We start from the raw sequence: 25396 nt of genomic DNA on the forward strand, positions 1-25396 counted from the left end.
GGAACATGATGAAGAATGTTCCGGTTGTTTCTTGGCGTGGGGTTTTGCAAAGGTCTCAAAAGTGTAGGAAATTCTAGCGTTGTTTACACTTTCCGTTTTTTGCATGCAGACCCATTTTGGGATTTTTGAGGGTTGTCAAGAATGCCGAAAGGCACGGCGAAGCCGCATCGTTCTTGAGAATACTCAAAAATCACGAAACCATCATTCCTGCAAAAAACGAAAGCTGTTTGGTATAAAAAGTGTAAATAACCCGACCTTTTCCAACATCGCCGTTAAGATTTTAAAATCACGCCGCATTATTTATGTACAAAACAATGCCGTCTGAAAAGAAAGTTTCAGACGGCATTGGAACAGGGGTCTGAACAACGCGTGCGTGCGTACCGCACACATCCTACGCATGGGATTTAGGTTTTATGCAGGCTGCGACTTGCTACGCTTGCTTGGGCGTATGAATTGTTGTGTCTTAAGCAACGCTTGTGTTCGTACCACACACTATACATTATACATTTAGGTTTTATACAGGTTGTGGATTGTTGCAGTTTTCTATGATAGCTTATTTATCTGTTTTTCCCATTCAGAGCATAATTTTCTAAATGATCGGCTGTTATCAAATGCTTGTTGTAGATCCATTTCTTTAGTGAAAATCGCTTGGTCTGTTGTTTCTCCATAAGAATTGGTTGACATATGTTTTTTGATCCATCCTTTTGCGTCTCTCGGTTCTTCGGCAATAATAGTTTCTTTTTCTTCATCAAATGTGAAATTGTTTTTCCCATCTAATGATTTTGCTGAAGCAATAAACCAAGCCTCAAATTCTCGATTTGCTAGGACGACAGAGATGGAACGATGTGGAACACACTCTTGTGCGCGTGTTAAGATAGTATTTCCTAATTTCGCGGGGCAATCGTCATCAGCGTCAAATAAAATTAAAATCCACCCTTTATCTCTGCATTTCATAGATGCAAGTTGCAAATATCGGTTGAATTCTTCATTTTTATTAATAAATTGGTTTCTTTTTACCCTAATTGGTTCTTGAATAGTCGGGTATGAAAATGTTGGTGTTTTCCACTGATGCAATCTTCTTAGCAGGATAGGCAGAGCTTTAACTTCACCCTGTCCCTCAACGATACAAGCGATGTTCATTCTTTTGTGTCTCCAAATAAATCAGCTTGTTTGTTATGTATTTGGCTCTCCAAATATTCTCTGTCAGGGGCTAGCTGGTTTATTCTCAATAATTCACCAGCGGAAAATAAATGGTTTTTAATTGCCTCTCTAGATGCTTTGTCTAGTGGCGCGATAAATGTCTCTCCACCTTCTGCGATGACTGATAAAATTTGATTGTCGGGAATAGCGGTATCATCTAAAAGATCAGGACTATGACTTGTTACGATAATTTGAGTTTCTTGAGATGCTATAGTTAATGCTTCCCTTAAAGCTGCACTTGCAGCAGGATGTAAAGCGGTTTCTGGTTCCTCAATGCCTACCAATGTAGGTGAATAGTCGTGATTCTTTTGAAATAAAGCAGTTAAGATACCGAGAGCCCGTAGTGTTCCATCTGACATATTTTGTGCCAGGAAACGCCAAGGGTGTTTAGCACCAGACATATCCTGCCTAAATTCCAAAGTTTCCATTGGCCCAATTTGTTTACGCTCGACACCATGCACCATGGGAACCACTGCTTGTAAATATTTTTCAATAGTTTGTATTTGATTTTTACCATCAATTCTTTCTAAATGTCCGATTACGCTAGCAATATTTTCTCCAGAGAATTTAAGTAGTTTTCCTTCCTGGGGTTTCTGTAATTCTTTCATTGCATCAGGGTTTAAACTGTAAAAGCTCATTGAGGATAATGCATCAAAGACATCTCGAAAAGCTTGTAAGCCTGAAACAGCTACCAAGGCTAATCTGTCGGTAGTAACAGCAGGGAAAGTGGATTCACTGCTTTTTTCTAATTTGCCTTTATTGATTTTATAAAAAGGGCCTTTTCCTATTCCTCCGATAACGCACTCTTCTGTTTTTACTTCATATCCTCTATCTTTTAAGGCACCTATATCAAAGGCAAAATGTCCTTGTTGCCCATTAGGTAAGGTAAATTCTAAACGAATACCAAAGTGAGTAGGGTGACCACTTGAGCGACGGCGCACTTCGTTCAGTCCTCCGCGCTCACTCAATGCATTTTCCAAAGAATTATTTAAAGCATCTCTTACCAGTTGTAATGCATCAAGAAAGTTACTTTTACCAGAGCCATTACCGCCGACTAAATAAGTTAATGTTCCCAAGTTAACATTGCAATAACCAATACTTTTATAGTTACGCAAAACAACTCGTGTCAAAAATATTGAGTTTATCATCTTAATTAAATTCCTATGAGGTAGCTTCAATTGAAATAATGTTTATTATTAAACATAAGAAATCTTATAATTTTATTTTATCATAGGTTTCAAATACTTCCCCGTATAACTCCCCTCAACCTTAACCACTTCCTCCGGACTACCCTTAGCAATAATCCTCCCTCCGCCATCTCCCCCTTCCGGCCCTAAGTCCACAATATAATCTGCGGTCTTAATCACATCCAAATTATGCTCAATAATCACAATCGAATTACCTTTGCCTTTCAGACGGCCGATGACTTCCAGCAGCAGGGCGATGTCGGCGAAGTGCAGGCCGGTGGTGGGTTCGTCTAGGATGTAGAGGGTGCGGCCGGTGTCGCGTTTGGAGAGTTCGAGGGCGAGTTTGACGCGTTGGGCTTCGCCGCCGGAGAGGGTGGTGGCGGATTGGCCGAGGCGGATGTAGCCCAGGCCTACGTCCATCAGGGTTTGCAGTTTGCGGGATACGGTGGGCACGGCGTCGAAGAATTCGCGGGCTTCTTCTACGGTCATGTCGAGCACTTGGCTGATGTTTTTGCCTTTGTATTGCACTTCGAGGGTTTCGCGGTTGTAGCGTTTGCCGTGGCACACTTCGCAGGGCACGTAAACGTCGGGCAGGAAGTGCATTTCTACTTTGATTACGCCGTCGCCTTGGCAGGCTTCGCAGCGGCCGCCTTTGACGTTGAACGAGAAGCGGCCGACGTTGTAGCCGCGTTCGCGGGCGAGGGGTACGCCGGCGAAGAGTTCGCGGATGGGGGTGAAGAGGCCGGTGTAAGTGGCGGGGTTGGAGCGGGGCGTTCGGCCGATGGGGGATTGGTCGACGTTGATGACTTTGTCGAGGTGTTCGAGGCCGGTAATGTCGTCGTAGGGCGCGGGTTCTTCATGGGCGCGGTTGAGTTCGCGGGCGGTGATTTTGGCCAGCGTGTCGTTAATCAGGGTAGATTTGCCGCTGCCGGATACGCCGGTGATGCAGGTAATCAAACCCAAAGGCAGCTCGAGGGTAACGTTTTTGAGGTTGTTGCCGCGTGCGCCTTTGAGCACGAGCATTCTTTCGGGGTTAACGGGTGTTCTAACTGAGGGCACGGCGATGGCTTTTTTGCCGCTGAGGTATTGGCCGGTAACGGAATCGGTGCAGGCGGCGACTTTGTCGGGTGTGTCGGCGATGATAACGTTGCCGCCGTGTTCGCCCGCGCCGGGGCCCATGTCGATAACGAAATCGGCTTCGCGGATGGCATCTTCGTCGTGTTCGACCACGATCACGCTGTTGCCGAGGTCGCGCAGGCGCTTGAGGGTGGCGAGCAGGCGGTCGTTGTCGCGCTGGTGCAGGCCGATGGAGGGTTCGTCCAAAACGTACATCACGCCGGTGAGGCCGCTGCCGATTTGGCTGGCGAGGCGGATGCGCTGGGCTTCGCCGCCGGAAAGGGTTTCGGCGCTGCGGCTGAGGTTCAGATAGTCGAGGCCGACGTTAATCAGAAAGCCCAAGCGCTCGGTGATTTCTTTGAGGATTTTTTCGGCAATCTGCTTTTTGTTGCCTTCCAAATCAAGGGTTTCAAAGAATTGGTGCGTTTGGGTGAGCGGCCATGCGGAAATTTCGTGCAGCGGCTGTTTGCCCACATAAACATAACGCGCTTCTTTGCGCAAACGTGCGCCGCCGCAGCTAGGGCAGGCTTTATGGCTTTGATATTGCAACAACTCTTCGCGCACGGTGTTGGAATCGGTTTCGCGGAAACGGCGTTCGAGATTGGGGATGATGCCTTCAAAAGCGTGGCTGCGGTTGAAGGTGGTGCCTTTTTCGGAAAGGTAGCGGAAGTCGATAACGTCTTTGCCGGAGCCGTGCAAAATCACTTTTTTTACTTTTTCAGGCAGCCCTTCAAAGGGGGTGTCGACATCGAAGCCGTAATGTGCGGCCAGCGATTGAATCATTTGAAAGTAAAACTGGTTGCGTTTGTCCCAGCCTTTAATCGCACCGGTGGCTAAAGAAAGCTCGGGGTGCATGACCACGCGCTCGGGGTCGAAGAAATTCATATTGCCCAAGCCGTCGCAGGTGGGGCATGCGCCGACGGGGTTATTGAAGGAAAACAGGCGCGGTTCGAGTTCGGGCAGGCTGTATGAACATACGGGGCAGGCGAATTGGGCGGAAAACCAATGTTCTTCGCCGCTGTCCATTTCCAGTGCCAGCGCACGTTCGCCGCCGTGGCGCAGGGCGGTTTCAAAACTTTCGGCCAGCCGCTGTTTGATGTCGGCTTTTACTTTCACGCGGTCGATGACCACGTCGATATTGTGCTTGATGTTTTTTTCGAGCTTGGGCACTTCGTCGAGCTGATAGACTTCGCCGTCCACGCGCACGCGGGCAAAGCCCTGCGCCTGCAAGTCGGCAAAGAAATCGACAAATTCGCCTTTGCGTTCGCGCACGGTAGGGGCGAGAATCATCACGCGGGTGTCTTCAGGCAGTTTTAAGACGGCATCCACCATTTGCGACACGGTTTGGCTGCTCAAGGGCAAATCGTGTTCGGGGCAATGCGGCGTGCCGACGCGGGCATACAGAAGGCGCAGATAATCGTGGATTTCGGTTACGGTGCCGACGGTGGAGCGCGGGTTGTGGCTGGTGGATTTTTGTTCGATTGAAATCGCGGGCGACAAGCCTTCGATCAAATCGACATCGGGCTTATCCATCATCTGTAAAAACTGGCGCGCATAGGCCGAAAGACTTTCCACATAACGGCGCTGGCCTTCGGCATAAAGCGTGTCGAACGCGAGCGAGGATTTGCCGCTGCCCGACAAACCCGTTACCACCACGAGCTTGTGGCGGGGAATGTCGAGATCGACGTTTTTCAGATTATGGGTGCGTGCGCCGCGGATGCGGATGGTGTCGTTGTCGTGCTTGCTCATGATGGTGAGGCCGTCTGAATTCCGGTTAAAAAAGAACCGCGTATTGTAACATTTTTATGTGTGCTGCCGTGCGGTTAGGAGAGGTAAATACTTTTCAGACGGCCTCAAATGCCAAACCAAGCAGAGTGGCAAACGCGGTTTTATCGTGCTCGCTGTTATCCGCCGCGCCGATATGTTATCTTTACTGACTTTTTCCACAGCTTAAGCTCATCATGCATTTAATCGACTCCCATTGCCATCTGAATTTCGACGGCCTCAGCAGCCGCCTGCCCGAAGTATTCGCCAATATGAAGGAAAACGATGTGAAGCAGGCGCTGGCCATCAGCGTGAGCAAACAAACGTTTACCGAAGTCTTGGCGCTGGCCGAGGCGCACGAACATATTTTTGCCACCGTCGGCGTTCATCCCGACCAACAAGACACGCCGGAATTTACCGTTGCCGAGTTGGTGGAGCATGCGAAACATCCGAAAGTGGTGGGCATCGGCGAAACGGGCTTGGATTATTATTGGTGCCAAGGCGATTTGGGTTGGCAGCACCAACGGTTTGCAGACCACATCGCAGCGGCCAACCAAAGCGGGCTGCCGTTGGTGGTGCATACCCGCGAAGCGGCGGCGGATACGATGCGGATGCTGCGCGAACATCAAGCCCATGCAGGGGTGATTCATTGTTTTACCGAGAATGTGGAAGTGGCCAAAGCCGCGCTGGATTTGGGTTTTTATATTTCGTTTTCAGGTATTGTTACCTTTAAAAATGCTGCGGATATCCAAGAAGCCGCCAAGTATGTGCCGCAAGACCGGATTTTGGTGGAAACCGACGCGCCGTTTCTCGCCCCAGTACCTAAACGCGGCAAGCCCAACGAGCCGGCTTATGTACGTTATACTGCCGAATTCGTAGCGAAACTGCGCGGCGATTCGGTGGAGCATATCGCTGAAATCACTACCGAAAACTTCTACCGGTTGTTTAACAAAGTGCCCAAGTTGGCGTGAAAAAGCTGAAACATGGCAAACCCGCAGAGGCCGTCTGAAAAACTTTCCTAAACGGAGCGTAAACCGTGAGTAAACCCACCCTGTTTCAAATCGACAAATCCCTTGAAAAGCCCGAGCGCGTGATGCTGGTGGGCGTGATGCTGAGTGCGGATTATTCCGGTGCCAACGAATGGCGCGAACAGGCTTTTCAGACGGCCTTGGCCGAAGCGGCAGACTTGGTGCGCGCGGCGGGCGGCGATTTGGTGTGCACCGAAACCGCCAAGCGCGACAAAGCCCATACTGCGCTGTTCGTCGGTACGGGTAAGGCAGAAGAGTTGGCCGAACTGGTGCGGCAGCACGACATCGAATTAGTGGTGTTCAATCACGAACTGACACCGACGCAGGAGCGCAATTTGGAGCGCGTTTTGCAATGCCGCGTGCTCGACCGCGTGGGGCTGATTCTGGCGATTTTCGCCAAACGCGCACAATCGCAAGAAGGTAAACTGCAAGTGGAGTTGGCGCAGCTTAATCACTTAAGCGGGCGGCTGGTGCGTGGTTACGGACACATGCAAAGCCAAAAAGGCGGTATCGGTTTGAAAGGCCCGGGCGAAACCCAGCTCGAAACCGACCGCCGCTTAATCAACCAAAAAATCACCGCCTTGAAAAAGCAATTGCAAAATGTGCAGAAACAGCGAGCCACCCGCCGCAAATCGCGGATGCAGGGCAGCATCAAAACCTTTGCACTAGTGGGCTATACCAATGCGGGAAAATCCAGCCTGTTCAACCGTTTAACCAAAGCCGACGTGCTGGCGAAAGACCAACTGTTCGCCACGCTCGACACCACCGCCCGCCGCCTGTATCTGTCGCCCGAAGCCACGGTTATCCTAACCGACACCGTCGGCTTCGTGCGCGATTTGCCGCACAAGCTGGTGTCTGCATTTTCGGCCACTTTGGAAGAAACCGCATCGGCCGACGTGCTGCTGCATGTGGTCGATGCCAGCCATCCCGATTTCGAGCGGCAGATGGATGATGTAAATACCGTGCTGGAAGAAATCGGCGCGCATGAAGTGCCGCAACTGATCGTGTACAACAAAATCGACCTGCTGCCCGACAACAAACGCCCCGCCGGTATTCTGTGCGATACGCAGGGCAGGGCGGTGGCGGTGAATGTTTCGGTAACCGAAAGTTTGGGTTTGGATGCTTTGCGCGAGGCGATGATTGAGCGGGCGCGAGATTAAGATAGGTTTTACAAGCAATTGAGGTTAGAATACCGCCTATCTTTATTTGGCTTTGTGCAAAACATACACCGCTGTGAAACAAAGCCTAAGTTATTCCATTCAGACGGCCTTTCATGATGTTTAGGCCGTCTGAAAACATTTTTCCCAATACGATTAAAAGAGAACATTATGAGCCAATACGTTTATTCCATGCTGCGCGTGAGCAAAGTGGTGCCGCCGCAAAAGACTATTATCAAAGATATTTCCTTGTCGTTTTTCCCCGGTGCGAAAATCGGCCTGCTCGGTTTGAACGGCGCGGGCAAATCCACCGTGCTGCGCATTATGGCGGGCGTGGACAAAGAGTTTGAAGGCGAAGCCGTGCCGATGAGCGGCATTAAAATCGGCTATCTGCCGCAAGAGCCGGAACTCGACCCCGAAAAAACCGTGCGTGAAGAAGTGGAAAGCGGTTTGGGCGAAGTAGCTGCCGCGCAGAAGCGTTTGGAAGAAGTGTATGCCGCCTATGCCGATCCCGATGCCGACTTTGATGCGCTGGCGGAAGAGCAAGGCCGCTTGGAAGCGATTATCGCCGCAGGTTCTTCAAGCGGCGGCGGTATGGAGCACGAATTGGAAATCGCCGCCGATGCGCTGCGTCTGCCCGAATGGGATGCCAAAATCGGCAATCTTTCCGGTGGTGAAAAACGCCGCGTTGCCTTGTGCAAGTTGTTGTTGAGCAAGCCGGATATGCTGCTTTTGGACGAGCCGACCAACCACTTGGATGCCGAATCGGTGGAGTGGCTGGAGCAGTTTTTGGTGCGCTTCCCCGGCACCGTAGTGGCCGTTACCCACGACCGTTATTTCTTGGATAACGCCGCCGAATGGATTCTCGAGCTTGACCGCGGGCACGGCATTCCGTGGAAAGGCAATTACTCTTCTTGGCTGGAGCAGAAAGAAAAACGCTTGGAAAACGAGGCCAAAACCGAAGCCGCCCGCCTGAAAGCCATGAAGCAGGAGTTGGAATGGGTGCGCCAAAACGCCAAAGGCCGCCAAGCCAAATCCAAAGCGCGTTTGGCCCGCTTTGAAGAAATGTCTAACTACGAATACCAAAAACGCAATGAAACGCAGGAAATCTTTATTCCCGTGGCCGAGCGTTTGGGTAACGAAGTGATTGAGTTTGTGAACGTGAGCAAGTCGTTCGGCGACAAACTCTTAATCGACGATTTGAGCTTTAAAGTGCCGCCCGGCGCGATTGTCGGCATCATCGGCCCTAACGGTGCGGGTAAATCGACCCTGTTTAAAATGATTGCAGGCAAAGAGCAGCCGGACAGCGGCGAAGTGAAAATCGGCCAAACCGTGAAAATGTCGCTGATTGACCAAAGCCGCGAAGGTTTGCAAAACGACAAAACCGTGTTCGACAACATCGCCGAAGGCCGCGATATTCTGCAAGTCGGCCAGTTTGAAATCCCCGCCCGCGCTTACTTGGGCCGTTTCAACTTCAAAGGCAGCGACCAAAGCAAGATTGCCGGCAACCTTTCCGGCGGTGAGCGCGGTCGTCTGCATTTGGCGAAAACTTTGCTGTCGGGTGGCAATGTGCTGCTGCTGGACGAACCTTCCAACGATTTGGACGTGGAAACCCTGCGTGCGCTGGAAGATGCTCTACTGGAATTTGCCGGCAGCGTGATGGTGATTTCGCACGACCGCTGGTTCCTCGACCGTATCGCTACCCACATTCTGGCTTGCGAAGGCGATTCGAAATGGGTGTTCTTCGACGGCAACTATCAGGAATACGAGGCCGATAAAAAACGCCGCTTGGGTGAGGAGGGTGCCAAACCGAAACGGATTCGCTATAAACCGGTAACGCGTTGATTAAGAGTTTGAAAAGGCCGTCTGAAAAGTTTCAGACGGCCTTTTAGGTTTTTAAACGAGATTTTGGCAACGGCTGTTTGTGCCGAGGCTGTGCCAGTGTTATACAAGCAATAAAAAAGACCTTGTTTTTAAACAAGGTCTTTTATGAAAACTGGTGGAGGCGGGGGGAATTGAACCCCCGTCCGAAAGTCCTCTACAAAGCGTTCTACATACTTAGTCTTGCCTACTTAAAATCTCGTTCCCATTCCGCCGACAGACAGGCTGTTTGGAAACCAGTCACCTTAAATCTTATTTCCTGCCAAGTAACCCGACAGAAAACCAGTCAATGTAAAATGACGTTGCCGTAGCTTGCGCTACACAGCCCATTGACCAACTGTTGCAACGGCTAGCCTTAAGCGGCTAAAGCGTAAGTTTCGTCGTTTGCGACTATTTTCGTTCAGTGTTTTACGGGAATCTGAGACCCCGGTATGCCCGCATCTGCTTCGCAACCCCCGTCGAAACCAAGATCGCCCCCAGATAGGAACCGGCAATTATACGCGTATTGTGGATAAATTGCCAATCAATGTCGCGAGGCCGTCTGAAAACCATATAAAGGCTTTCAGACGGCCTTATCGGTTATAATGGCCGTCTGAAAACCATTGCGAATCTTCACATTATGTATGATGTCAACACCACCGATGTGCGCCGTTTTTTTGCGCAAGTTTGGCAGCAGCGCATGCTGCCTTTGCAACTGGATGCCTTGCAGCAAAAAGCGTTGAGAATCATCGAAGCGCATCCCGAATACCATCATTATTTGGAAAACATCGAAGACTATTTGGATAAAAACTGGACGCCCGAAGCAGGCGAAACCAATCCTTTTCTGCATATGTCGCTGCACCTTTCGATACAGGAGCAGGCGGCGATAGACCAGCCGCCGGGTATTCGTGCGATTCATGAAAAGCTGTGTGCGAAACATGCGGGCGATTGGGTAAAAGCGGAGCACGATATGGCCGATGCGTTGGCGGAAACGATTTGGGAAGCGCAGCGTTTCGGGCGAGGGTTGGATGTAAACGCCTACATCACGCGCTTGCGCAGGCTGGTGGGTTTGGGGCAGGAAGACAATGCGCGCATCAATCCGCATGAGGTTGGGTTGTCTGACAAGATCAGCGGCCGGGAATAATTCTGTCGATTAAGATAATGTGTTGCAAAATATGATACTTGAGGCCGTCTGAAACCGTTTCAGACGGCCTCAGATGAAGTGAATGACGGATTTCTATTGTGAAGAAAACGAGTAAATTTTTAAGTTATATTCTCCGTCATCATCCCGAAACCATCGGTTTGCATTTGGACAGCGAAGGTTGGGCAGATGTTGACGAGCTGCTGCAAAAAGCGGCTGAGCAAGGCAGAGATATTGATAGGGCGCTGCTTTTGGATGCGGTGGCGAATAATGATAAGAAGCGTTTTGCCTTGTCGGAAGACGGGCGCAAAATCCGTGCGCAGCAAGGCCATTCGACCGGCCAAGTGGCGATTGATTATCCGCCTCAAGAGCCGCCGGAGGTTTTGTATCACGGCACGGCAGACCGCTTTTGGCCGTCTATCCGCGAGCAGGGTTTGCTGGCCAAAAGCCGCCATCATGTGCATTTGTCGGGCGACTTCGATACGGCGGTTAAAGTGGGGCAGCGGCACGGTAAAGTGATGGTTTTGAAGGTGTTGGCGCAAAAAATGTATCAAGACGGCCACCGTTTTTATTTGAGTGGCAACCATGTTTGGCTCGCCGATCATGTGCCGCCGCAATATATCGTGGTTGAGGATGGTTCCGAATAGCTGTGGTGGGTATGAGCAAAGGCTTGAGGCCGTCTGAAAAATGTTCCCAGCAAAATAATCATTGGAAAATAGAGGCAGAATATGGCCGGAGTGTATGATTTCACGGTAAAAAATGCAGAAGGTGTAGACGTTCCTTTGTCTGACTATGCCGGTAAAGTCTTGTTGATTGTGAACACGGCAACGCATTGCGGGTTGACGCCGCAATACAAAGAATTGCAGGCCCTGCACGAGCGCTATGCCGATCAAGGTTTGGTGATTCTTGATTTTCCGTGCAACCAATTCCGCGGACAGGCACCGGAGAGCAGCAAGGAAATCGCGCAGATTTGCGAAACCCGCTTCGGCACGCAGTTTGAAGTGTTTGACAAAATCGAAGTCAATGGCAAGCGGGCGCATCCTTTGTATATTTATCTCAAAGCGCAGCAGCCGCACGACAGCGGCGGAGGGTGGTTGAAAAACGCCCTGTTCAAACTGCTTTCGCGCGGTATCAGGCAGAAAAGCGGCGATATCGAATGGAATTTCACCAAATTTTTGGTGGACAGACAGGGCAGGGCGGTAAACCGTTTTGCACCTGCGGCGGCACCGGGCGAGTGCGAAGAAGTGATCCGCCGCCTGCTTTAAAAAGTATTAAAAGTATGCAGCGCAAAATTGGAAAGGAAAAACGATGGAACAGCGTGAATTAGGCACTTCGGGCATCAAGGTCAGCAAAATTTGCTTGGGCACGATGACGTGGGGCGAACAAAATACCGAAGCCGAAGCGCATGAGCAGCTGGATTATGCGTTGGCAAACGGCGTGAATTTTATCGATACGGCCGAAATGTATCCCGTGCCGCCGCGTAAAGAAACCTACACCCGCACCGAGCAATATATCGGCAGTTGGATTAAGCAGCGCGCTCGGCGGGATGATTTTGTGTTGGCCGGCAAAATTGCAGGGCCTACCGGCGCGAATAATCTCGACAGCTACATCCGCGGCGGCAACGATTTTTCCCGTGTCCAAATTTTCGAAGCCTGCGAAGCCAGCCTGAAGCGTTTGAATACGGATTATCTCGATTTGTATCAGCTGCATTGGCCGGAGCGCAAAGTCAACTTTTTCGGCAAACTGGGTGTGTCGGCACTTCCGGCCGAAGAAAGTTTCACACCGCTGGAAGAAATTGTCGAAGCATTGGGCGAACTGGTGAAGCAGGGCAAAATCCGCGCTTTCGGCTTGTCGAACGAAACGCCGTGGGGCACGATGCGCTATCTGAACGAGCATGAACGCCGCCCTGAGCTGCCGCGCGTGGCTTCGGTGCAGAACCCGTATAACCTGCTTAACCGCAGCTACGAAGTGGGCATGAGCGAAATTTCCTTGCGCGAACAAATACCGTTGCTGGCTTATTCGCCGCTGGCTTTCGGCGTGTTAACCGGCAAATACCGCCACGGCGCTTTGCCCGAAGGCAGCCGCTTGGCTTTGTTTGAGCGCTTCAAACGTTATACCAAGCCGCAAGGTTTCGCTGCGGTTGAGCGTTATGCCGAGATTGCCGAAGAAGCCGGATTGAGCCTCACGGCGATGTCGCTGGCGTTTGTGAACAGCCGAGCGTTTTTGGCCAGCAACATCATCGGCGCAACCACGATGGCGCAGCTGCGGGAGAATATTGCGAGCGCCGAAGTGGAATTGTTGCAAGACGTGTTGGCTGCCATTGATAAAGTGCACGCCGAAATCAGCAATCCTTGCCCTTAAGTTGCTGCCGGATAGTCTTTGAGGCCGTCTGAAAACATTCTTTCGACACGTTGTGTGCGGCGCGCAAACAGCTAAAGACGCTGGTGGTGAAACCGTTTACAATAATGTTTTAACGAATCAATCAAGTTCCGAACAGGAAAACGTATCTCTATGAAAATCAGCACCCAATTCGATGCAGGCTCCGTCAGCGTGATCGACCTGAGCGACCCTGCCAATATCCGCCTCAACCTGCGCCCCGATAATGCTTCCGATTTCGCCCAGTGGTTTTATTTCCGCTTGCAGGGCGCGGCTTATCAAAATTGTGTGATGCACTTTGAAAACGCCGCTTCTTCCGCCTACCCCGCCGGTTGGGAAGAATATCAGGCCGTAGCTTCTTACGACCGCAGCAACTGGTTCCGCGTGCCTTCCCGCTATGAAAACGGCGTGTTTACCATCGAGCATACGCCGTTGGCGAACAGCGTTTATTACGCTTATTTCGAACCGTATTCGCACGAGCAGCATTTAAACCTGCTCGGCGACGCGCAAGGCAGCGGCCTGTGCCAGATTGACGACTTGGGCAGCACCGTACAAGGCCGTGATATCAATCTGCTTACCATCGGCAACCAAGTGGCCAGCGATTTGAAAGTGTGGATTATTGCCCGCCAGCATCCCGGCGAAACCATGGCCGAGTGGTTTATCGAAGGTTTGCTGGGCCGTCTGCTTGACCCGCAAGACCCGACCGCCCGCGCCTTGCTCGACCGTGCCACGTTTTATATCGTGCCCAATATGAACCCCGACGGCTCGGTGTTGGGCAACCTGCGTACCAACGCCGCCGGTGCCAACCTCAACCGCGAATGGTTGGAACCGAGCATCGAGCGCAGCCCTGAAGTGTATTATGTGCGCGAAAAAATGCGCGAAACCGGCGTAGATTTGTTTTTAGACATTCACGGCGACGAAGCCATTCCGTTTGTGTTTGTGGCCGGCACCGAAGGCGTGCCTTCTTATGATGAGCGTATTGCCGCGCTGGAAACACAGTTCAAACAAGCGTTTGCCGCTGCCAGCCCCGATTTTCAAGACGAGCACGGCTATGAAAAAGATGCGCCCGGCCAAGCCAACATGAGCATGGCGACGGCGTGGGTCGGCGAAAACTTCCGCTGCTTGGCCTACACGCTGGAAATGCCGTTTAAAGACAACGACAACCTGCCCGACGACGATTTCGGCTGGAACGGCCAGCGCTCGCTGCGTTTGGGCGAAGCGGTTTTGTCGGCCGTGTTAAATGTGCTGCCCGACCTGCGTTAAAACTTGAAAAAGGCAGTTGCTGCGGCTTTACAAACCGCGTGCCGATAGACCGATTGTCTTTTATAAAGGCCGTCTGAAATGATTTCAGACGGCCTAAGTTTTTTCAGCTTCTTTGATATTCACAGCGAAGTAGAAAGAGCTTTGAATCTTCGATTATCTATATCTATGATATGAATAAACATTTTTTGCCATGAAGGCGAACGTTACTTTTATAATCCCGGCGATATGACAAAAGCTTCGGTTTTTGCGCCGTGCTTATGAGGCCGTCTGAAAAAAACGTTATACTTGATATAATTTATCTATTTTGTTGCACCATTACAGGATATTGAGGAAAGTACCATGCCTGATCAAAACCGTTTACTCTGTCGTGAACTGAGCCTGCTGGAGTTCAACTGCCGCGTGTTGGCTCAGGCTCAGGATACGCGCGTGCCTTTATTGGAGCGTTTGCGCTTCTTGTGCATCGTTTCATCGAATTTGGACGAATTTTTCGAAGTGCGCATGGCTTATCTCAAGCGCGAACACAAGCAGAATCCGCATCTGATTCTCGACAGCGGCAGAACGCCGGCGGAAACGATCGAGCTGACCGCCCAAGCGGCGCGCGAGTTGATCCGCGAACAATACGCCTTGTTTAACGAAGAGCTGCAACCAGCCCTGAGCAAAGAAGGCATCCATTTTTACCGCCGCCGCAACTGGACGCCCGAGCAGCGCGCTTGGATTGAAGATTATTTCGACCGCGAGCTGTTGCAGGTTCTCACGCCCATCGGTTTGGATCCGTCGCATCCTTTCCCGCGTCCTTTGAATAAATCGTTGAACTTCGCCGTCGAGCTGGTCGGTACGGATGCTTTTGGTCGTGCATCGGGGATGGCGATTGTTCAGGCGCCGCGTATTTTGCCGCGCGTGTTGAAGCTGCCGTCTGAAATTTGTAACGGCGATGACGGTTTTGTGTTTTTATCTTCGATTCTGCACGAGTATGTGGGTAAATTGTTCCCCGGCATGGAAGTGCGCGGCTGCCACCAATTCCGCGTTACGCGCGACAGCGATTTGACGGTTGACGAAGAAGATCTGCAAAACCTGCGCACGGCGATTCAAAGCGAACTGCAAGACCGCCACTACGGTGACGGCGTACGCTTGGAAGTGGCGGAAACGTGTCCGAAGCACATTTACGAATTTCTGCTCAGCCATTTCGATCTCGATATTGCCGACCTGTATCAGGTAAAAGGCCCCGTGAATCTGGTGCGTCTGATGTCGGTGCCGGATATGGTGGACCGCCCCGATTTAAAGTTTCCGCCCCACACGGCGGGGGTTCCTAAACGTTTGAGCAAAGGCAAGTCGATTATTGCGGCGGTGGCCGAAGCGCCCGTGCTGCTGCATCATCCTTACCAGTCGTTTGAGCCGGTGGTGCGGTTTATTCAGGAAGCCGCCTCCGATCCCGATGTCGTGGCCATCAAAATGACCATTTACCGCACGGGCACCGATTCCGAATTGGTGAAAGCTTTGCTGCGTGCTGCCGAGGCCGGAAAAATCGTGACGGTGGTGGTGGAGTTGATGGCGCGTTTCGACGAAGCCAACAACGTCAGCTGGGCGCAGAAGCTTGAAAATGCCGGCGCGCATGTGGTGTACGGTGTATTCGGTTATAAAGTCCATGCCAAAATGGCGCTGGTTATCCGCCGCGAAGCAGGTGTGCTCAAGCGTTATGCGCATTTGGGTACGGGCAACTACCATCAAGGCACGTCGCGCATTTACACCGACTTCGGCTTGCTGACGGCCGACGAGGACATTACCGCCGACGTTAATACGCTGTTTATGGAGATTACCGGATTGGGTCAGCCCGGGCGTTTGAACAAACTGTATCAAAGCCCGTTTACCCTGCATCCGATGGTAATGGAAAGCATCGAGCGCGAAAAACGCAACGCGCAAGCCGGCCGCCCCGCGTGGATTATCGCCAAGATGAACTCGCTGATCGAGCCGGGCGTTATCGAAGCATTGTACGAAGCCAGTGCGGCGGGCGTGCAGATTGATTTGATCGTGCGCGGTATGTGCGCGTTGCGCCCCGAAGTGCCGGGGTTGTCCGACAATATCCGCGTGCGCTCGATTATCGGCCCGCAGCTCGAACACGCGCGTGTGTATTATTTCTTCAACGACGGCGAAGAAAACACCTATATTTCCAGTGCCGACTGGATGGCGCGAAATTTCTTCCGCCGTATCGAAACCTGCACCCCTATCGAAGAGCCGGACTTGAAAGCCCGCGTGATCCGCGAAGGCTTGACCTTGGCGTTGAAAGACAGCCGCAAAGCGTGGCTGATGCAGCCCGACGGCAGCTATGTCCGCGCGAAGCCCGCAGAAGGTGAAGCCGAATCCAGCTTGCAGGCGCAGTTGTGGTCGGAATACGGCGTGTGAAGTATTTGGTGATTTGAGAGAAGCAAAGAGGCCGTCTGAAAGTTTTTCAGACGGCCTGTCTTTCTGCGGCCGAAACATTCAGTTTGCCGACATTGTAGGGTTGGAACAGGCCGGCTAAGGCTGCTTGAGAGGCGAGGCCGCGTTTGACTTCTTTGTCGAGGTTGTTGACTTCGTGCTCAAGCTGTTTCAATTTGACGGTGTTTTGAGTGCCGATGCGTTCGATGGCTGCTGCGTTGTTGTTGATGCGTTGGGTATTGTTGGCAACACGCTCGGAGAGTTTGGGGTCTGCAACTTTAGCAATGCGCTCAATCTCTGCTTTTTGGCCGGCCAGCTCTTGTTGGTTGGCGTTGATGGCTTTGGTGTTAGACGTGATCAGTTCGCGGTTTTCTCTGCCGTAGCGTCTGGTATCGTTGATGCGCTCAGCTTGAGCTTTGATGGCTTCGGAGTTGGCAGCAATGTTTTTTCGGTTGGTCTTGATAGCTTGGTCAGCTTCGCCAAGTAGGTTGGATTGGATACGGATAGTGGCGACATTGCCGGCGGTGCGTTGAGAGTTGCTTTCTACTTTAGCGGCAAGGTCTTCGGCATAAACATTGCCGGCAAAAGTGCTGAATATGGCTGCGGCCATTACAGAAGCCAGCAAAGCGGTTTTTTGGTTTTCATAATAACTACCTCACAATAAATATTGAATAAGCGTTTGTTTGAATCCCGGGATATGGTGTTTGGACGGCGGATATGCCGATTTTTTACGGGGATGAAAAAATTTTGTTGTTATTCTTGATAACATTTTGAAGTTTAATATTTTTATTTATTCATTTTGGAATTGTTAAGAAGGCCGTCTGAAACCTTTGCTTTTTCAGACGGCCTCTCTTGCTATAATGCAGCCAACTTATTTTTGATTGGTGAAACGGAGCGGCTCATGCAAACTTGGCACGATGCTATCGGGTCGGAAAAACAGCAGCCTTATTTCCAGCATATTTTGGACGTGGTCAGAGCGGAGCGGGAAGGCGGGCAGATTGTTTATCCGCCTGCTTCCGATGTGTTCAATGCGTTTAAAGCAACGGAGTTCGACCAAGTAAAAGTGGTGATTTTGGGGCAAGATCCTTACCACGGTGTGGGGCAGGCGCACGGGTTGGCGTTTTCGGTGCGGCCGGACATTGCGATTCCGCCGTCGTTGGTGAACATCTATAAAGAATTGGCGAACGATATTGCCGGTTTTCAGATTCCGCGCCACGGTTGCCTGCAACATTGGGCGGAGCAGGGTGTGCTGCTGCTGAATACGGTGCTGACCGTGCGTGCGGGGCAGGCGCATTCGCATGCTTCTTTGGGGTGGGAGAAGTTTACCGACCGTGTGATCGCGCAGTTAAACGAGCACCGCGAGCATATCGTGTTTCTTTTGTGGGGCAGCCATGCGCAGAAAAAAGGTGCGTTTATCGACCGCAGCCGCCATCTTGTGCTGACTTCGCCGCATCCTTCGCCTTTGTCGGCACACCGCGGCTTTTTCGGCTGCCGCCATTTCTCGCAAGCCAACCGTTACTTGCAAGAGCACGGCGAAACGCCGATAGACTGGCAGGTATAGCCAAAACGGATGAGGCCGTCTGAAAGTTTCAGACGGCCTCGATGCGGCATGATGAAGCCGTTGATATGATAAGGAAAGTTCATGAACATCTTGTTTATCGCCGACCCGATGGCGACTTTTAAAACTTATAAAGACACCACTTATGCAATGATGCGCGAAATGGCCATGCGCGGTTGGCGTTTGTCGCACGCCTTGAGCGGCGAATTGGCGGTAAAGAACGGCGTGGTGACGGCTCAGGCTGCGGCGTTTGAATTTGGCGGTGCGAAAAACGATTATGATAAACAATGGTTTAAAGCCGACGATAAAGTTCAGACGGCCTTAAAAGACTTTGATGCCGTGATTATGCGTACCGACCCGCCGTTTGATATGCAATATCTCTACGCCACCCAGTTGCTCACATTGGCCGGGCAGCAAGGCGCGAAAGTGTTTAACAGCGGGCAGGCCATGCGCGATTTCAACGAGAAGCTGGCGATTCTGAATTTCAGCCGCTTTACCGCGCCCACTTTGGTATCGACCCGCTCCGCCGATGTGCGCGCGTTTCTGAAAGAGCATGGCGACATCATCGTGAAACCGCTCGACGGCATGGGCGGCATGGGCATTTTCCGTCTGACCGAAACCGACCCCAATATCGGCAGCATTCTCGAAACCCTGATGCAGATGGATACGCGCACGATTATGGCGCAGCGTTATATTCCCGAAATCGTGCACGGCGACAAACGCGTGCTGGTTATCGGCGGCAAAGTGGTGCCGTTTGCCTTGGCGCGGATTCCGCAGCAGGGTGAAACGCGCGGCAATCTGGCTGCCGGCGGGCGCGGTGTGGCGCAGGAACTGTCCGCCCGCGACCGTGAAATCGCCGAAGCCCTTGCGCCCGAGTTGAAACGCTGCGGCATTTTGCTGGCCGGTTTGGACGTGATCGGCGACTATCTGACCGAAGTGAATGTAACCAGCCCCACCGGTTTTCAGGAAATCATGAAGCAGAAGGGCTTCGATGTGGCCGCTATGTTTGCCGATGCCGTGGCCGAATGGTCTGAGGCCGTCTGAAAACATGGAGCATAAGCCGAAAACTTATGCTGCTTCTATGAAAGGCAGCCGCGGAATCAAACGCATCATCAAGGCGTTGGGCTATTCCGCCGACGGCGTGCGTTCGGCTTGCGAAGAGCAGGGGTTTCGCCAGCTTTTGTGGATTCATGCCGCTTTGTTCGCCGGGCTGTTTTTTGCAGATTTTACCTTGCCCGTTAAAATGATATTGGTGCTGGTGTCGGCGATGTCTATCGTGGTCGAATTGATTAATACCGGTTTGGAAGCCGCCGTCGACCATACTTCCGAAGAAATGCACGTGCTGGCTAAAAAAGCCAAAGATGTCGGCTCGGCGGCGCAATATACTACATTGGCGGCATTGGCCGTTTTGTGGATGATGGCTTTAACAGGATAAACAATCATGTCAAATGAAGAATATGCGCGAAAACTTAAAGGCAAAAGAGGAGTCAAACGCATCATTAACGCCGCCGGTTATTCCAAAGACGGCCTGCGCGCAGCCTATCGGCACGAGAGTGCATTCCGCCAATTGATATGGCTGAACGGTATCTTGCTGGTGTTGGTTTTTGTTTTAGATTTCGGCCCTGCAACCCGCATGATGCTTATCATTGCCTCGTTTTTATCGCTGATTGTGGAGTTGTTTAATACCGCCATTGAAGCGGCGGTTGACCATACTTCCACCGCCCGCCACGAGCTGGCAAAACGGGCTAAAGATGCCGGTTCGGCGGCGCAGATGTTGGCCTTGGTTTTGCTGGTTGTGTTGTGGTTTATGGCGGTTTGGCGCGAATATGGATTGAATCTTTTTTAATGTAAGTCAAACGCTCAAACCTTGTTTTGCCGTATAACCGAATTGTTTTTCCAACATCTCAATAGTGAAGGAGTAAAGCATGAAAAAATTACTGAGCGCATTAATGCTTGCCGGCTTGTGCCACACCGCATTTGCCGCGGATATCGACGTGGACGATGTTTGGGCGCGCGCTACCGTAGAAGGCATGACCATGGGCGGTGCGTTTATGGACATTAAAAACGAAACCAAAAGCGATGATGTTTTAGTGGGTGCTACCAGCCCCGTGTCCGACCGTGTTGAAATGCATACCCACACCAACGACAAAGGCGTGATGCGGATGCGCGAAGTAAAAGGCGGCATTCCGTTGCCAAAAGGTAAAGAAACCAAGCTGCAACCGGGCGGATACCATGTGATGTTCATGGGCTTGAAAGCGCCGCTGAAAGAAGGCGATAAGTTTCCGCTCACTCTGAAATTTAAAAAAGCCAAACCCAAAACCGTGGAAGTGGAAGTGAAAACCGCACCGAAAAACGGCGGGCATGATCACCACCATCACGGCCATGATCACAAGCATAGCCACTAATTCATGAGTGTGTGTTAACCCAAGGCCGTCTGAAAACATTTTTTCAGACGGCCTTAAATATAAACAGCCGCTTTGTTTAGACTAAGCGGCTGTTTTACTGCTTCAAATCATAAAACGATATTGGAAAAATGCGTTACCAAGCTTAACGCGATTATGCGCAAAGCTTTTTATATTTTAAGAAGCCATGTCGATGTTGGTATCGGCAGAGTCCGGTTTTTCTGTGTCAAACTGCTCTTCAGATGAAGTCTCAATAGATGCCTGCTTTTCTATTTTAACAGGCATTCTGGCGGAAGAAGTCGGTAAAGGAATGCCGGATGAAACCGGTTCTTTCATTACAGGAAAGCCGTTGTCAGCCTGTTCTTCTTCGGATTGTTCTTCTGTTGAAGAGGGTAAAGCATCTGCTTCATTGTTAACGGTAGCGTCGGCAACATTTGAAGAATCATCAACAATACCTTGAGTAGATTCGGCTGTGCTGACTTCAGGTTGTGCTTCGCTCACTTCAGGTTGTGCTTCGCTCACTTCAGGTTGTGCTTCGCTCACTTCAGGTTGTGCTTCGCTCACTTCAGGTTGTGCTTCGCTCACTTCAGGTTGTGCTTCGCTCACTTCAGATTGTGCTTCGCTCACTTCAGATTGTGCTTCGCTCACTTCAGGTTGAGCTTCGCTAACTTCAGGTTGAGCTTCGCTCACTTCAGGTTGAGCTTCGCTAACTTCAGGTTGAGCTTCGCTAACTTCAGGTTGGGCTGCGCTAACTTCAGGTTGGGCTGCGCTAACTTCAGGTTGAGCTTCGCTAACTTCAGGTTGGGCTGCGCTAACTTCAGGTTGAGCTTCGCTAACTTCAGGTTGGGCTGCGCTCACTTCAGGTTGAGCTGCGCTCACTTCAGGTTGTGCTATGCTGACTTCAGGTTGTGCTACGCTGACTTCAGGTTGAGCTGCGCTGACTTCAGGTTGAGCTGCGCTGACTTCAGGTTGAGCTGCGCTGACTTCAGGTTGAGCTGCGCTGATTTCAGGTTGAGCTTGGTTGATTTCAGGTTGAGCTACGCTGACTTCAGGTTGAGCTGCGCTGACTTCAGGTTGGGCTTCACTGACCTTGGGTTCAGTTACGCTGGCTTTAGATTCCGAAATGTTGGAAACAGATTTAGCTGTTGGAGCATTAGGCTCAGTAACAGCGGGCGTATTTTGCTCCGTAATGTTTTGGTTCTGTTCAATGGTGTTTGATTCAGGGGTGGTTGGTTTTGTGGTGATTGTAGATACTTTATTTTCTGCATCCGGTTTGGCTGGAACGGGATAAATGTAGCAATTTTCTCCAACTTTAATCGATTCAATGCCTGAAACCAAAAAAGTATTGGTGGGGTTGCTGTCGCTCGAATATTCTACTTCCCCTTTTAACGCGACATAAATAGGTGTTTTGGCAGGTGTGCTTTTGCGTGTGCTGATGAGTTCGGCCATGGCTTCGTAGCCGTATTTTTTATATGGCAGTAATGAATAATGTTGACGCCGTGTGCAATCTTGAAGGCGGACAAAATCATTTTCAACGATTAACATGCCCGGGAAGTATCCATTAGCGGTATCTTTAGCGTTTTCAGCGGTGTGTGAAAAAGCCGGAACTGAAACGTTGTATAACAGAGCCAAGATTGCCAAGCGGATATAGTGAGGCATAAAAACCTTTCTTTTATAGAATTTAATTTAAGTGAGTTTGTTATCGCGTAAATATATCACTTATGCATATAAATGCAAAATGTATTTTTAGGTGGTTAAAACGTATTAATTTCATGAACTTGTAATGATTTGTTTCTAAATGGGAAAATGGTAGTTGATATATTGGAAAACAGGCTACGTTGGGGAGTGTTTTCAGATAATTGAGGGAGATAATTCGATATTTATCAGAGGGATAACAGCGTATGTGGGATGGATGCAACTTGGAAATCATTGTATTTTCTGCTGTTGCTTAATTGCAGTTATTGTTTGCATGATTTGGCATTGTTGAGATGGGGAAATCAAATATTATGCAGGCGTTGATGGATAAATTTCTTTAGGGGCTGTACTAGATAAGCCCTAAACATCACACCATTTTCGCAGCATTTTAAGCTGCTCAGACGGTGTGCCAAAATTAAAACGAAATTCGCATTCTTTCAAGAACAGCGGGAAAGATTTGCGGTCGATACCGTTGTATTTACGAAGTACCCGTTTTGCCTGATTCCAAAAATTTTCGATGCCGTTAATGTGACTCTGACGATCAACAAATAATTTGCTGTGGTTGATACGATGATGGGTAAAACCACTCACATCCAACACGTCATAACTGCTCAGACAGTCTGTATAGACTATGCTATCCGGCATGATTTTATTTGTAATAACAGGCAATAAGCTTTCCCGTTTGGCGTTTTCTACCACCACGGTATAAACCTTACCGCCGCGTTTGAGGATGCCAAAAACCACCACTTTCCCTGCGGCGCCGCGACCGCGTTTGCCTTTACGGTGTCCGCCAAAATAACTTTCATCCAATTCGACAGCACCATCAAAAACCGCATCGGCCTCCAAAGCAAGATGATGGCTGATGACTTCGCGGATCTTGCGGTAGAACAGAGCCGCTGAATTGGAATGGATGCCTAACAAATCGGCAGCAGAACGGGCGGTTGCTTCAAGCACAAAAAATTGAAGCAACTTCTTTTGAATACTCTTTTTTAATTTACAATGAGTTATCTTCATTTTTGCAGTCTAGCATGACTGCTTATCTAGTACAGCCCCTTTTTCAATGCAGCGGCCTGAATGGTTTGTTGGTCTAGAAAAACCGCCTTTGCCTTTTCATCCTCTTTCCCCAAAGCTGCCGAGGCCGTCTGAAAACAAGCCTATGTTAGAATAACGTTTTATTTTCAGACGGCCTCATCCCGATAATGCTCAACCCACACCGCCAGCTTACCGAACTCGTGCGCCTGCTTCAGGAACGCAGCTACATTTTCCCTGCCGACCCGCAACCCATCACCGAAGCCTTGCGCCATGCCGAAGGCAATCCCGAAACCAAACTCAACCACCGCGCCGAAATGATCGACAGCGACCACAAGCTGCAGGACAGCCTCGCCCGCGTCCGCAGCCTGTTTGCATGGCTGCTGCTGGCGGCTACCGTGTTTTGGCTGGTAAGTGGGTTTCTCGGCACCTTTACCCTGATGCAGCAATCGGGGCTGAACTTCTTTTTCGTGTTGGCAGGCGTACTCGGTTTGCACACTGTGATGCTGCTGGTGTGGCTTGTCGCCGTAGGCATGCGCTTTAAACCCAACGGTTTTTTTGCCAATCCCGCCATGTGGATACGCGGCAAAGACCCCGTTAACCAAGCCATCCTGCGCCTGTATAGCGACGAATGGAGCAAGCCTGCCACCCGCTGGCTGATCGGCCAAACCACCCACCGCCTGTGGCTGGCGACCTTGCTCGGCATGCTCGCCGCCGTCGTGCTGCTGCTTACTGTGCGCCAATACACCTTTAACTGGGAAAGCACCCTGTTGAGCGACAGCACCTTTGTCAAAGCCGTGCAGGTTTTATCATGGCTGCCCGCCAAACTCGGCTTTCCCGTGCCCGATACCGAGGCCGTCTTAAACAGCCGCCTGAACAACGACATCACCGCCTCCCGACAATGGGGCGGCCTCTTAATCGGCAGCATTATCTGCTACGGTCTGCTGCCGCGCTTCGCCGCATGGCTCGTGTGCAAAATCCTTTCCCGCCGCACCCAAAGCCCGCTGCCGCTTGAAAAACCCTATTACCAACAAATCATCCAACAATGGCAGCAGCGCGTTGTCGATGCCGACACCCAAAGCGAAACCGTTACCGCCGTCGCCCCCAAAATCAGCCTCAACCAGTCCCCCAAATGGGCCGTAATGCTCGATGCCGAATGGCCCGACAAAACATGGTTCAAACACATCTTAGGCCAAGACTGGCTCGACAAAGGCACCGCCGACAGCCGCGATGCCGTGGCCGTCTTAAAAAACGAATTGCAGACACAGCCCGCACAACTGCTGATTGGCATCCGCGCCCGCAGCGTGCCCGACCGCGGCATCCTGCGCCAAATCACCGCTCTGGCCGAAGCCGCACAAGGCGGAGCAGTGGTGCAGTTGCTGGTGGAAAAAGACTTTTCAGACGGCCTCGAAGACTATTTAAGCCAATGGCACGCAGCCCTAACCGAACGCAGTTTGCCGTGGTTGGATCCGGCTAGGGTTAGCCAGCGGGAGCGGTTGGAGATAAGTCAAAATGTATTTGATGTATGAAATATAAATTATTCAATAACTTATATGTAATGGCTTTTATTTGTAAATTTGAAAGGATACTGCATGTTTTGCATCGTGAATGAATATGTTATAAGCCAATTAGATCATTTGAGCAGGGATTACACTTGGGATAAATTTCGACTTGATAGTTTGCCAGAGGGAGTGCATATAAACATAGATCAGAATTGGGATTTAGCTAAGAAAAATCTTCAATTACGTCAGCAACTACATGAGCATTGGAAAGTTTCTTCTTTGGAGAAAAGGGAAAAGTTGGCAAAATGGTATGTTAAAAATTGGGGTGGTATTTGTACAAATGATAAAAATACGATAAGTGGCTATGCGGAGTTAGAACCACAAGACTTAATCAAACGAAAAGGAATAACAGGTATTTCATCTTGGTCTAAAGTTCTGAGTATTGTAGAACCTCGAACCTACGCAATATTTGACTCTAGAGTCGCTTTTTCATTGAATGCATTATTATTGCAAGGGGGATATAAATCCAAGTTTTTTCCAGTTTTACCCAGTCTGAATACAAAAATAGTAGAAGCATCTGATAAATTTAAACTTATGAAAAAAACAATCGGGAGCAATATCAGTCAATGCCATCTAAAGATGTTTATTACAATTATTTAAAACTATTGAAAGAGGTGGCGATTGCTTGTGACACTTCTATTCAAGA

At 50.4% G+C, this 25396-nt stretch carries 22 protein-coding genes and 1 other RNA gene; 16 read left to right on the forward strand and 7 right to left on the reverse strand.

The genetic code is table 11. From position 1 onward, the window contains the following. Window positions 1-543: 543 nt before the first annotated feature. From CKV66_RS05020 to uvrA, 3 genes are all read right to left on the reverse strand, one after another. Window positions 544-1140, reverse strand: coding sequence for a DUF4276 family protein (locus CKV66_RS05020; protein ID WP_085363874.1), 597 nt, complete (start codon window positions 1138-1140; stop codon window positions 544-546). Further along, window positions 1137-2348 carry an AAA family ATPase gene (locus CKV66_RS05025; RefSeq protein ID WP_085363873.1) on the reverse strand — a complete coding sequence of 404 codons (1212 nt, stop codon included), beginning with the start codon at window positions 2346-2348 and terminating at the stop codon, window positions 1137-1139. The genes CKV66_RS05020 and CKV66_RS05025 overlap by 4 nt, the downstream gene beginning before the upstream one ends. A 72-nt stretch (window positions 2349-2420) precedes the next feature. Continuing rightward, window positions 2421-5252, reverse strand: a complete 2832-nt coding sequence (gene uvrA / locus CKV66_RS05030) for an excinuclease ABC subunit UvrA (protein ID WP_085363872.1) — start codon at window positions 5250-5252, stop codon at window positions 2421-2423. Window positions 5253-5464: 212 nt separating this feature from the next. On the opposite strand from uvrA, the gene CKV66_RS05035 reads away from it, so the two are divergent. The 3 genes from CKV66_RS05035 to ettA all read left to right on the forward strand — a co-directional run bounded on the left by CKV66_RS05035 (window position 5465) and on the right by ettA (window position 9297). After that, window positions 5465-6238 (forward strand): TatD family hydrolase, encoded by a 774-nt coding sequence (locus CKV66_RS05035; protein ID WP_085363871.1) that lies wholly within the window; start codon window positions 5465-5467, stop codon window positions 6236-6238. Between the two features lie 122 nt (window positions 6239-6360). Further along, window positions 6361-7455: a GTPase HflX gene (hflX, locus tag CKV66_RS05040; RefSeq protein WP_408633894.1), complete on the forward strand. Its 1095-nt coding sequence runs from the start codon at window positions 6361-6363 to the stop codon at window positions 7453-7455. Between the two features lie 165 nt (window positions 7456-7620). Next, a complete protein-coding gene (gene ettA / locus CKV66_RS05045) occupies window positions 7621-9297 on the forward strand; it encodes an energy-dependent translational throttle protein EttA (RefSeq protein ID WP_095197843.1) in 1677 nt (558 codons plus the stop codon). 152 nt (window positions 9298-9449) lie between these two features. On the opposite strand, the gene ssrA is transcribed toward ettA, so the two are convergent. Beyond that, window positions 9450-9811, reverse strand: a transfer-messenger RNA (tmRNA) gene (ssrA, locus tag CKV66_RS05050). Window positions 9812-9952: 141 nt separating this feature from the next. Between ssrA and CKV66_RS05055 the strand changes: the two genes are divergently transcribed. The 6 genes from CKV66_RS05055 to ppk1 all read left to right on the forward strand — a co-directional run bounded on the left by CKV66_RS05055 (window position 9953) and on the right by ppk1 (window position 16489). Further along, window positions 9953-10456 (forward strand): DUF1841 family protein, encoded by a 504-nt coding sequence (locus CKV66_RS05055; protein WP_085363869.1) that lies wholly within the window; start codon window positions 9953-9955, stop codon window positions 10454-10456. Window positions 10457-10554: 98 nt separating this feature from the next. Beyond that, window positions 10555-11100 carry an RNA 2'-phosphotransferase gene (locus CKV66_RS05060; RefSeq protein ID WP_231990526.1) on the forward strand — a complete coding sequence of 182 codons (546 nt, stop codon included), beginning with the start codon at window positions 10555-10557 and terminating at the stop codon, window positions 11098-11100. Between the two features lie 81 nt (window positions 11101-11181). After that, window positions 11182-11718, forward strand: a complete 537-nt coding sequence (locus tag CKV66_RS05065; protein WP_085363867.1) for a glutathione peroxidase — start codon at window positions 11182-11184, stop codon at window positions 11716-11718. A 43-nt stretch (window positions 11719-11761) separates the two neighbouring features. After that, entirely contained in the window at window positions 11762-12814 is a 1053-nt protein-coding gene (locus CKV66_RS05070; RefSeq protein ID WP_085363866.1) for an NADP(H)-dependent aldo-keto reductase, read from the forward strand. A 150-nt stretch (window positions 12815-12964) separates the two neighbouring features. Beyond that, complete coding sequence (locus CKV66_RS05075; RefSeq protein WP_085363865.1) at window positions 12965-14092, forward strand: M14 family metallopeptidase; 1128 nt, start codon at window positions 12965-12967, stop codon at window positions 14090-14092. A 339-nt stretch (window positions 14093-14431) separates the two neighbouring features. Next, on the forward strand, window positions 14432-16489 hold the full coding sequence (gene ppk1 / locus CKV66_RS05080; RefSeq protein ID WP_085363864.1) for a polyphosphate kinase 1: 2058 nt from the start codon (window positions 14432-14434) through the stop codon (window positions 16487-16489). A 46-nt stretch (window positions 16490-16535) separates the two neighbouring features. On the opposite strand, the gene CKV66_RS05085 is transcribed toward ppk1, so the two are convergent. Next, complete coding sequence (locus CKV66_RS05085) at window positions 16536-17114, reverse strand: hypothetical protein (protein WP_085363863.1); 579 nt, start codon at window positions 17112-17114, stop codon at window positions 16536-16538. 291 nt (window positions 17115-17405) lie between these two features. Here CKV66_RS05085 and ung point away from each other — a divergent pair, with 291 nt between their 5' ends. The 5 genes from ung to CKV66_RS05110 all read left to right on the forward strand — a co-directional run bounded on the left by ung (window position 17406) and on the right by CKV66_RS05110 (window position 20467). Then, window positions 17406-18065, forward strand: a complete 660-nt coding sequence (ung, locus tag CKV66_RS05090) for a uracil-DNA glycosylase (protein ID WP_085363862.1) — start codon at window positions 17406-17408, stop codon at window positions 18063-18065. An 81-nt stretch (window positions 18066-18146) separates the two neighbouring features. Beyond that, window positions 18147-19106 carry a glutathione synthase gene (gene gshB, locus CKV66_RS05095; RefSeq protein WP_085363861.1) on the forward strand — a complete coding sequence of 320 codons (960 nt, stop codon included), beginning with the start codon at window positions 18147-18149 and terminating at the stop codon, window positions 19104-19106. A gap of 4 nt (window positions 19107-19110) precedes the next feature. After that, window positions 19111-19497, forward strand: coding sequence for a diacylglycerol kinase (locus tag CKV66_RS05100; RefSeq protein WP_085363860.1), 387 nt, complete (start codon window positions 19111-19113; stop codon window positions 19495-19497). A 6-nt stretch (window positions 19498-19503) separates the two neighbouring features. After that, window positions 19504-19908, forward strand: a complete 405-nt coding sequence (locus tag CKV66_RS05105) for a diacylglycerol kinase (RefSeq protein WP_085363859.1) — start codon at window positions 19504-19506, stop codon at window positions 19906-19908. Window positions 19909-19987: 79 nt separating this feature from the next. Next, window positions 19988-20467 carry a copper chaperone PCu(A)C gene (locus tag CKV66_RS05110; RefSeq protein WP_085363858.1) on the forward strand — a complete coding sequence of 160 codons (480 nt, stop codon included), beginning with the start codon at window positions 19988-19990 and terminating at the stop codon, window positions 20465-20467. 174 nt (window positions 20468-20641) lie between these two features. Here the strand turns inward: CKV66_RS05110 and CKV66_RS05115 are convergent, their stop codons facing one another. After that, window positions 20642-22123 (reverse strand): ribonuclease E domain-containing protein, encoded by a 1482-nt coding sequence (locus tag CKV66_RS05115; protein WP_095197844.1) that lies wholly within the window; start codon window positions 22121-22123, stop codon window positions 20642-20644. Window positions 22124-22519: 396 nt separating this feature from the next. Further along, entirely contained in the window at window positions 22520-23173 is a 654-nt protein-coding gene (locus CKV66_RS05120) for an IS1595 family transposase (RefSeq protein WP_095197845.1), read from the reverse strand. Between the two features lie 185 nt (window positions 23174-23358). Between CKV66_RS05120 and CKV66_RS05125 the strand changes: the two genes are divergently transcribed. Both CKV66_RS05125 and CKV66_RS05130 read left to right on the forward strand, forming a co-directional pair. Then, window positions 23359-24717 (forward strand): DUF2868 domain-containing protein, encoded by a 1359-nt coding sequence (locus CKV66_RS05125; RefSeq protein WP_197697462.1) that lies wholly within the window; start codon window positions 23359-23361, stop codon window positions 24715-24717. A 63-nt stretch (window positions 24718-24780) separates the two neighbouring features. Then, complete coding sequence (locus CKV66_RS05130; protein WP_085363855.1) at window positions 24781-25350, forward strand: hypothetical protein; 570 nt, start codon at window positions 24781-24783, stop codon at window positions 25348-25350. Window positions 25351-25396: the final 46 nt, after the last annotated feature.

The sequence above is a fragment of the Neisseria zoodegmatis genome, from assembly GCF_900187305.1.
GTDB lineage: Bacteria > Pseudomonadota > Gammaproteobacteria > Burkholderiales > Neisseriaceae > Neisseria > Neisseria zoodegmatis.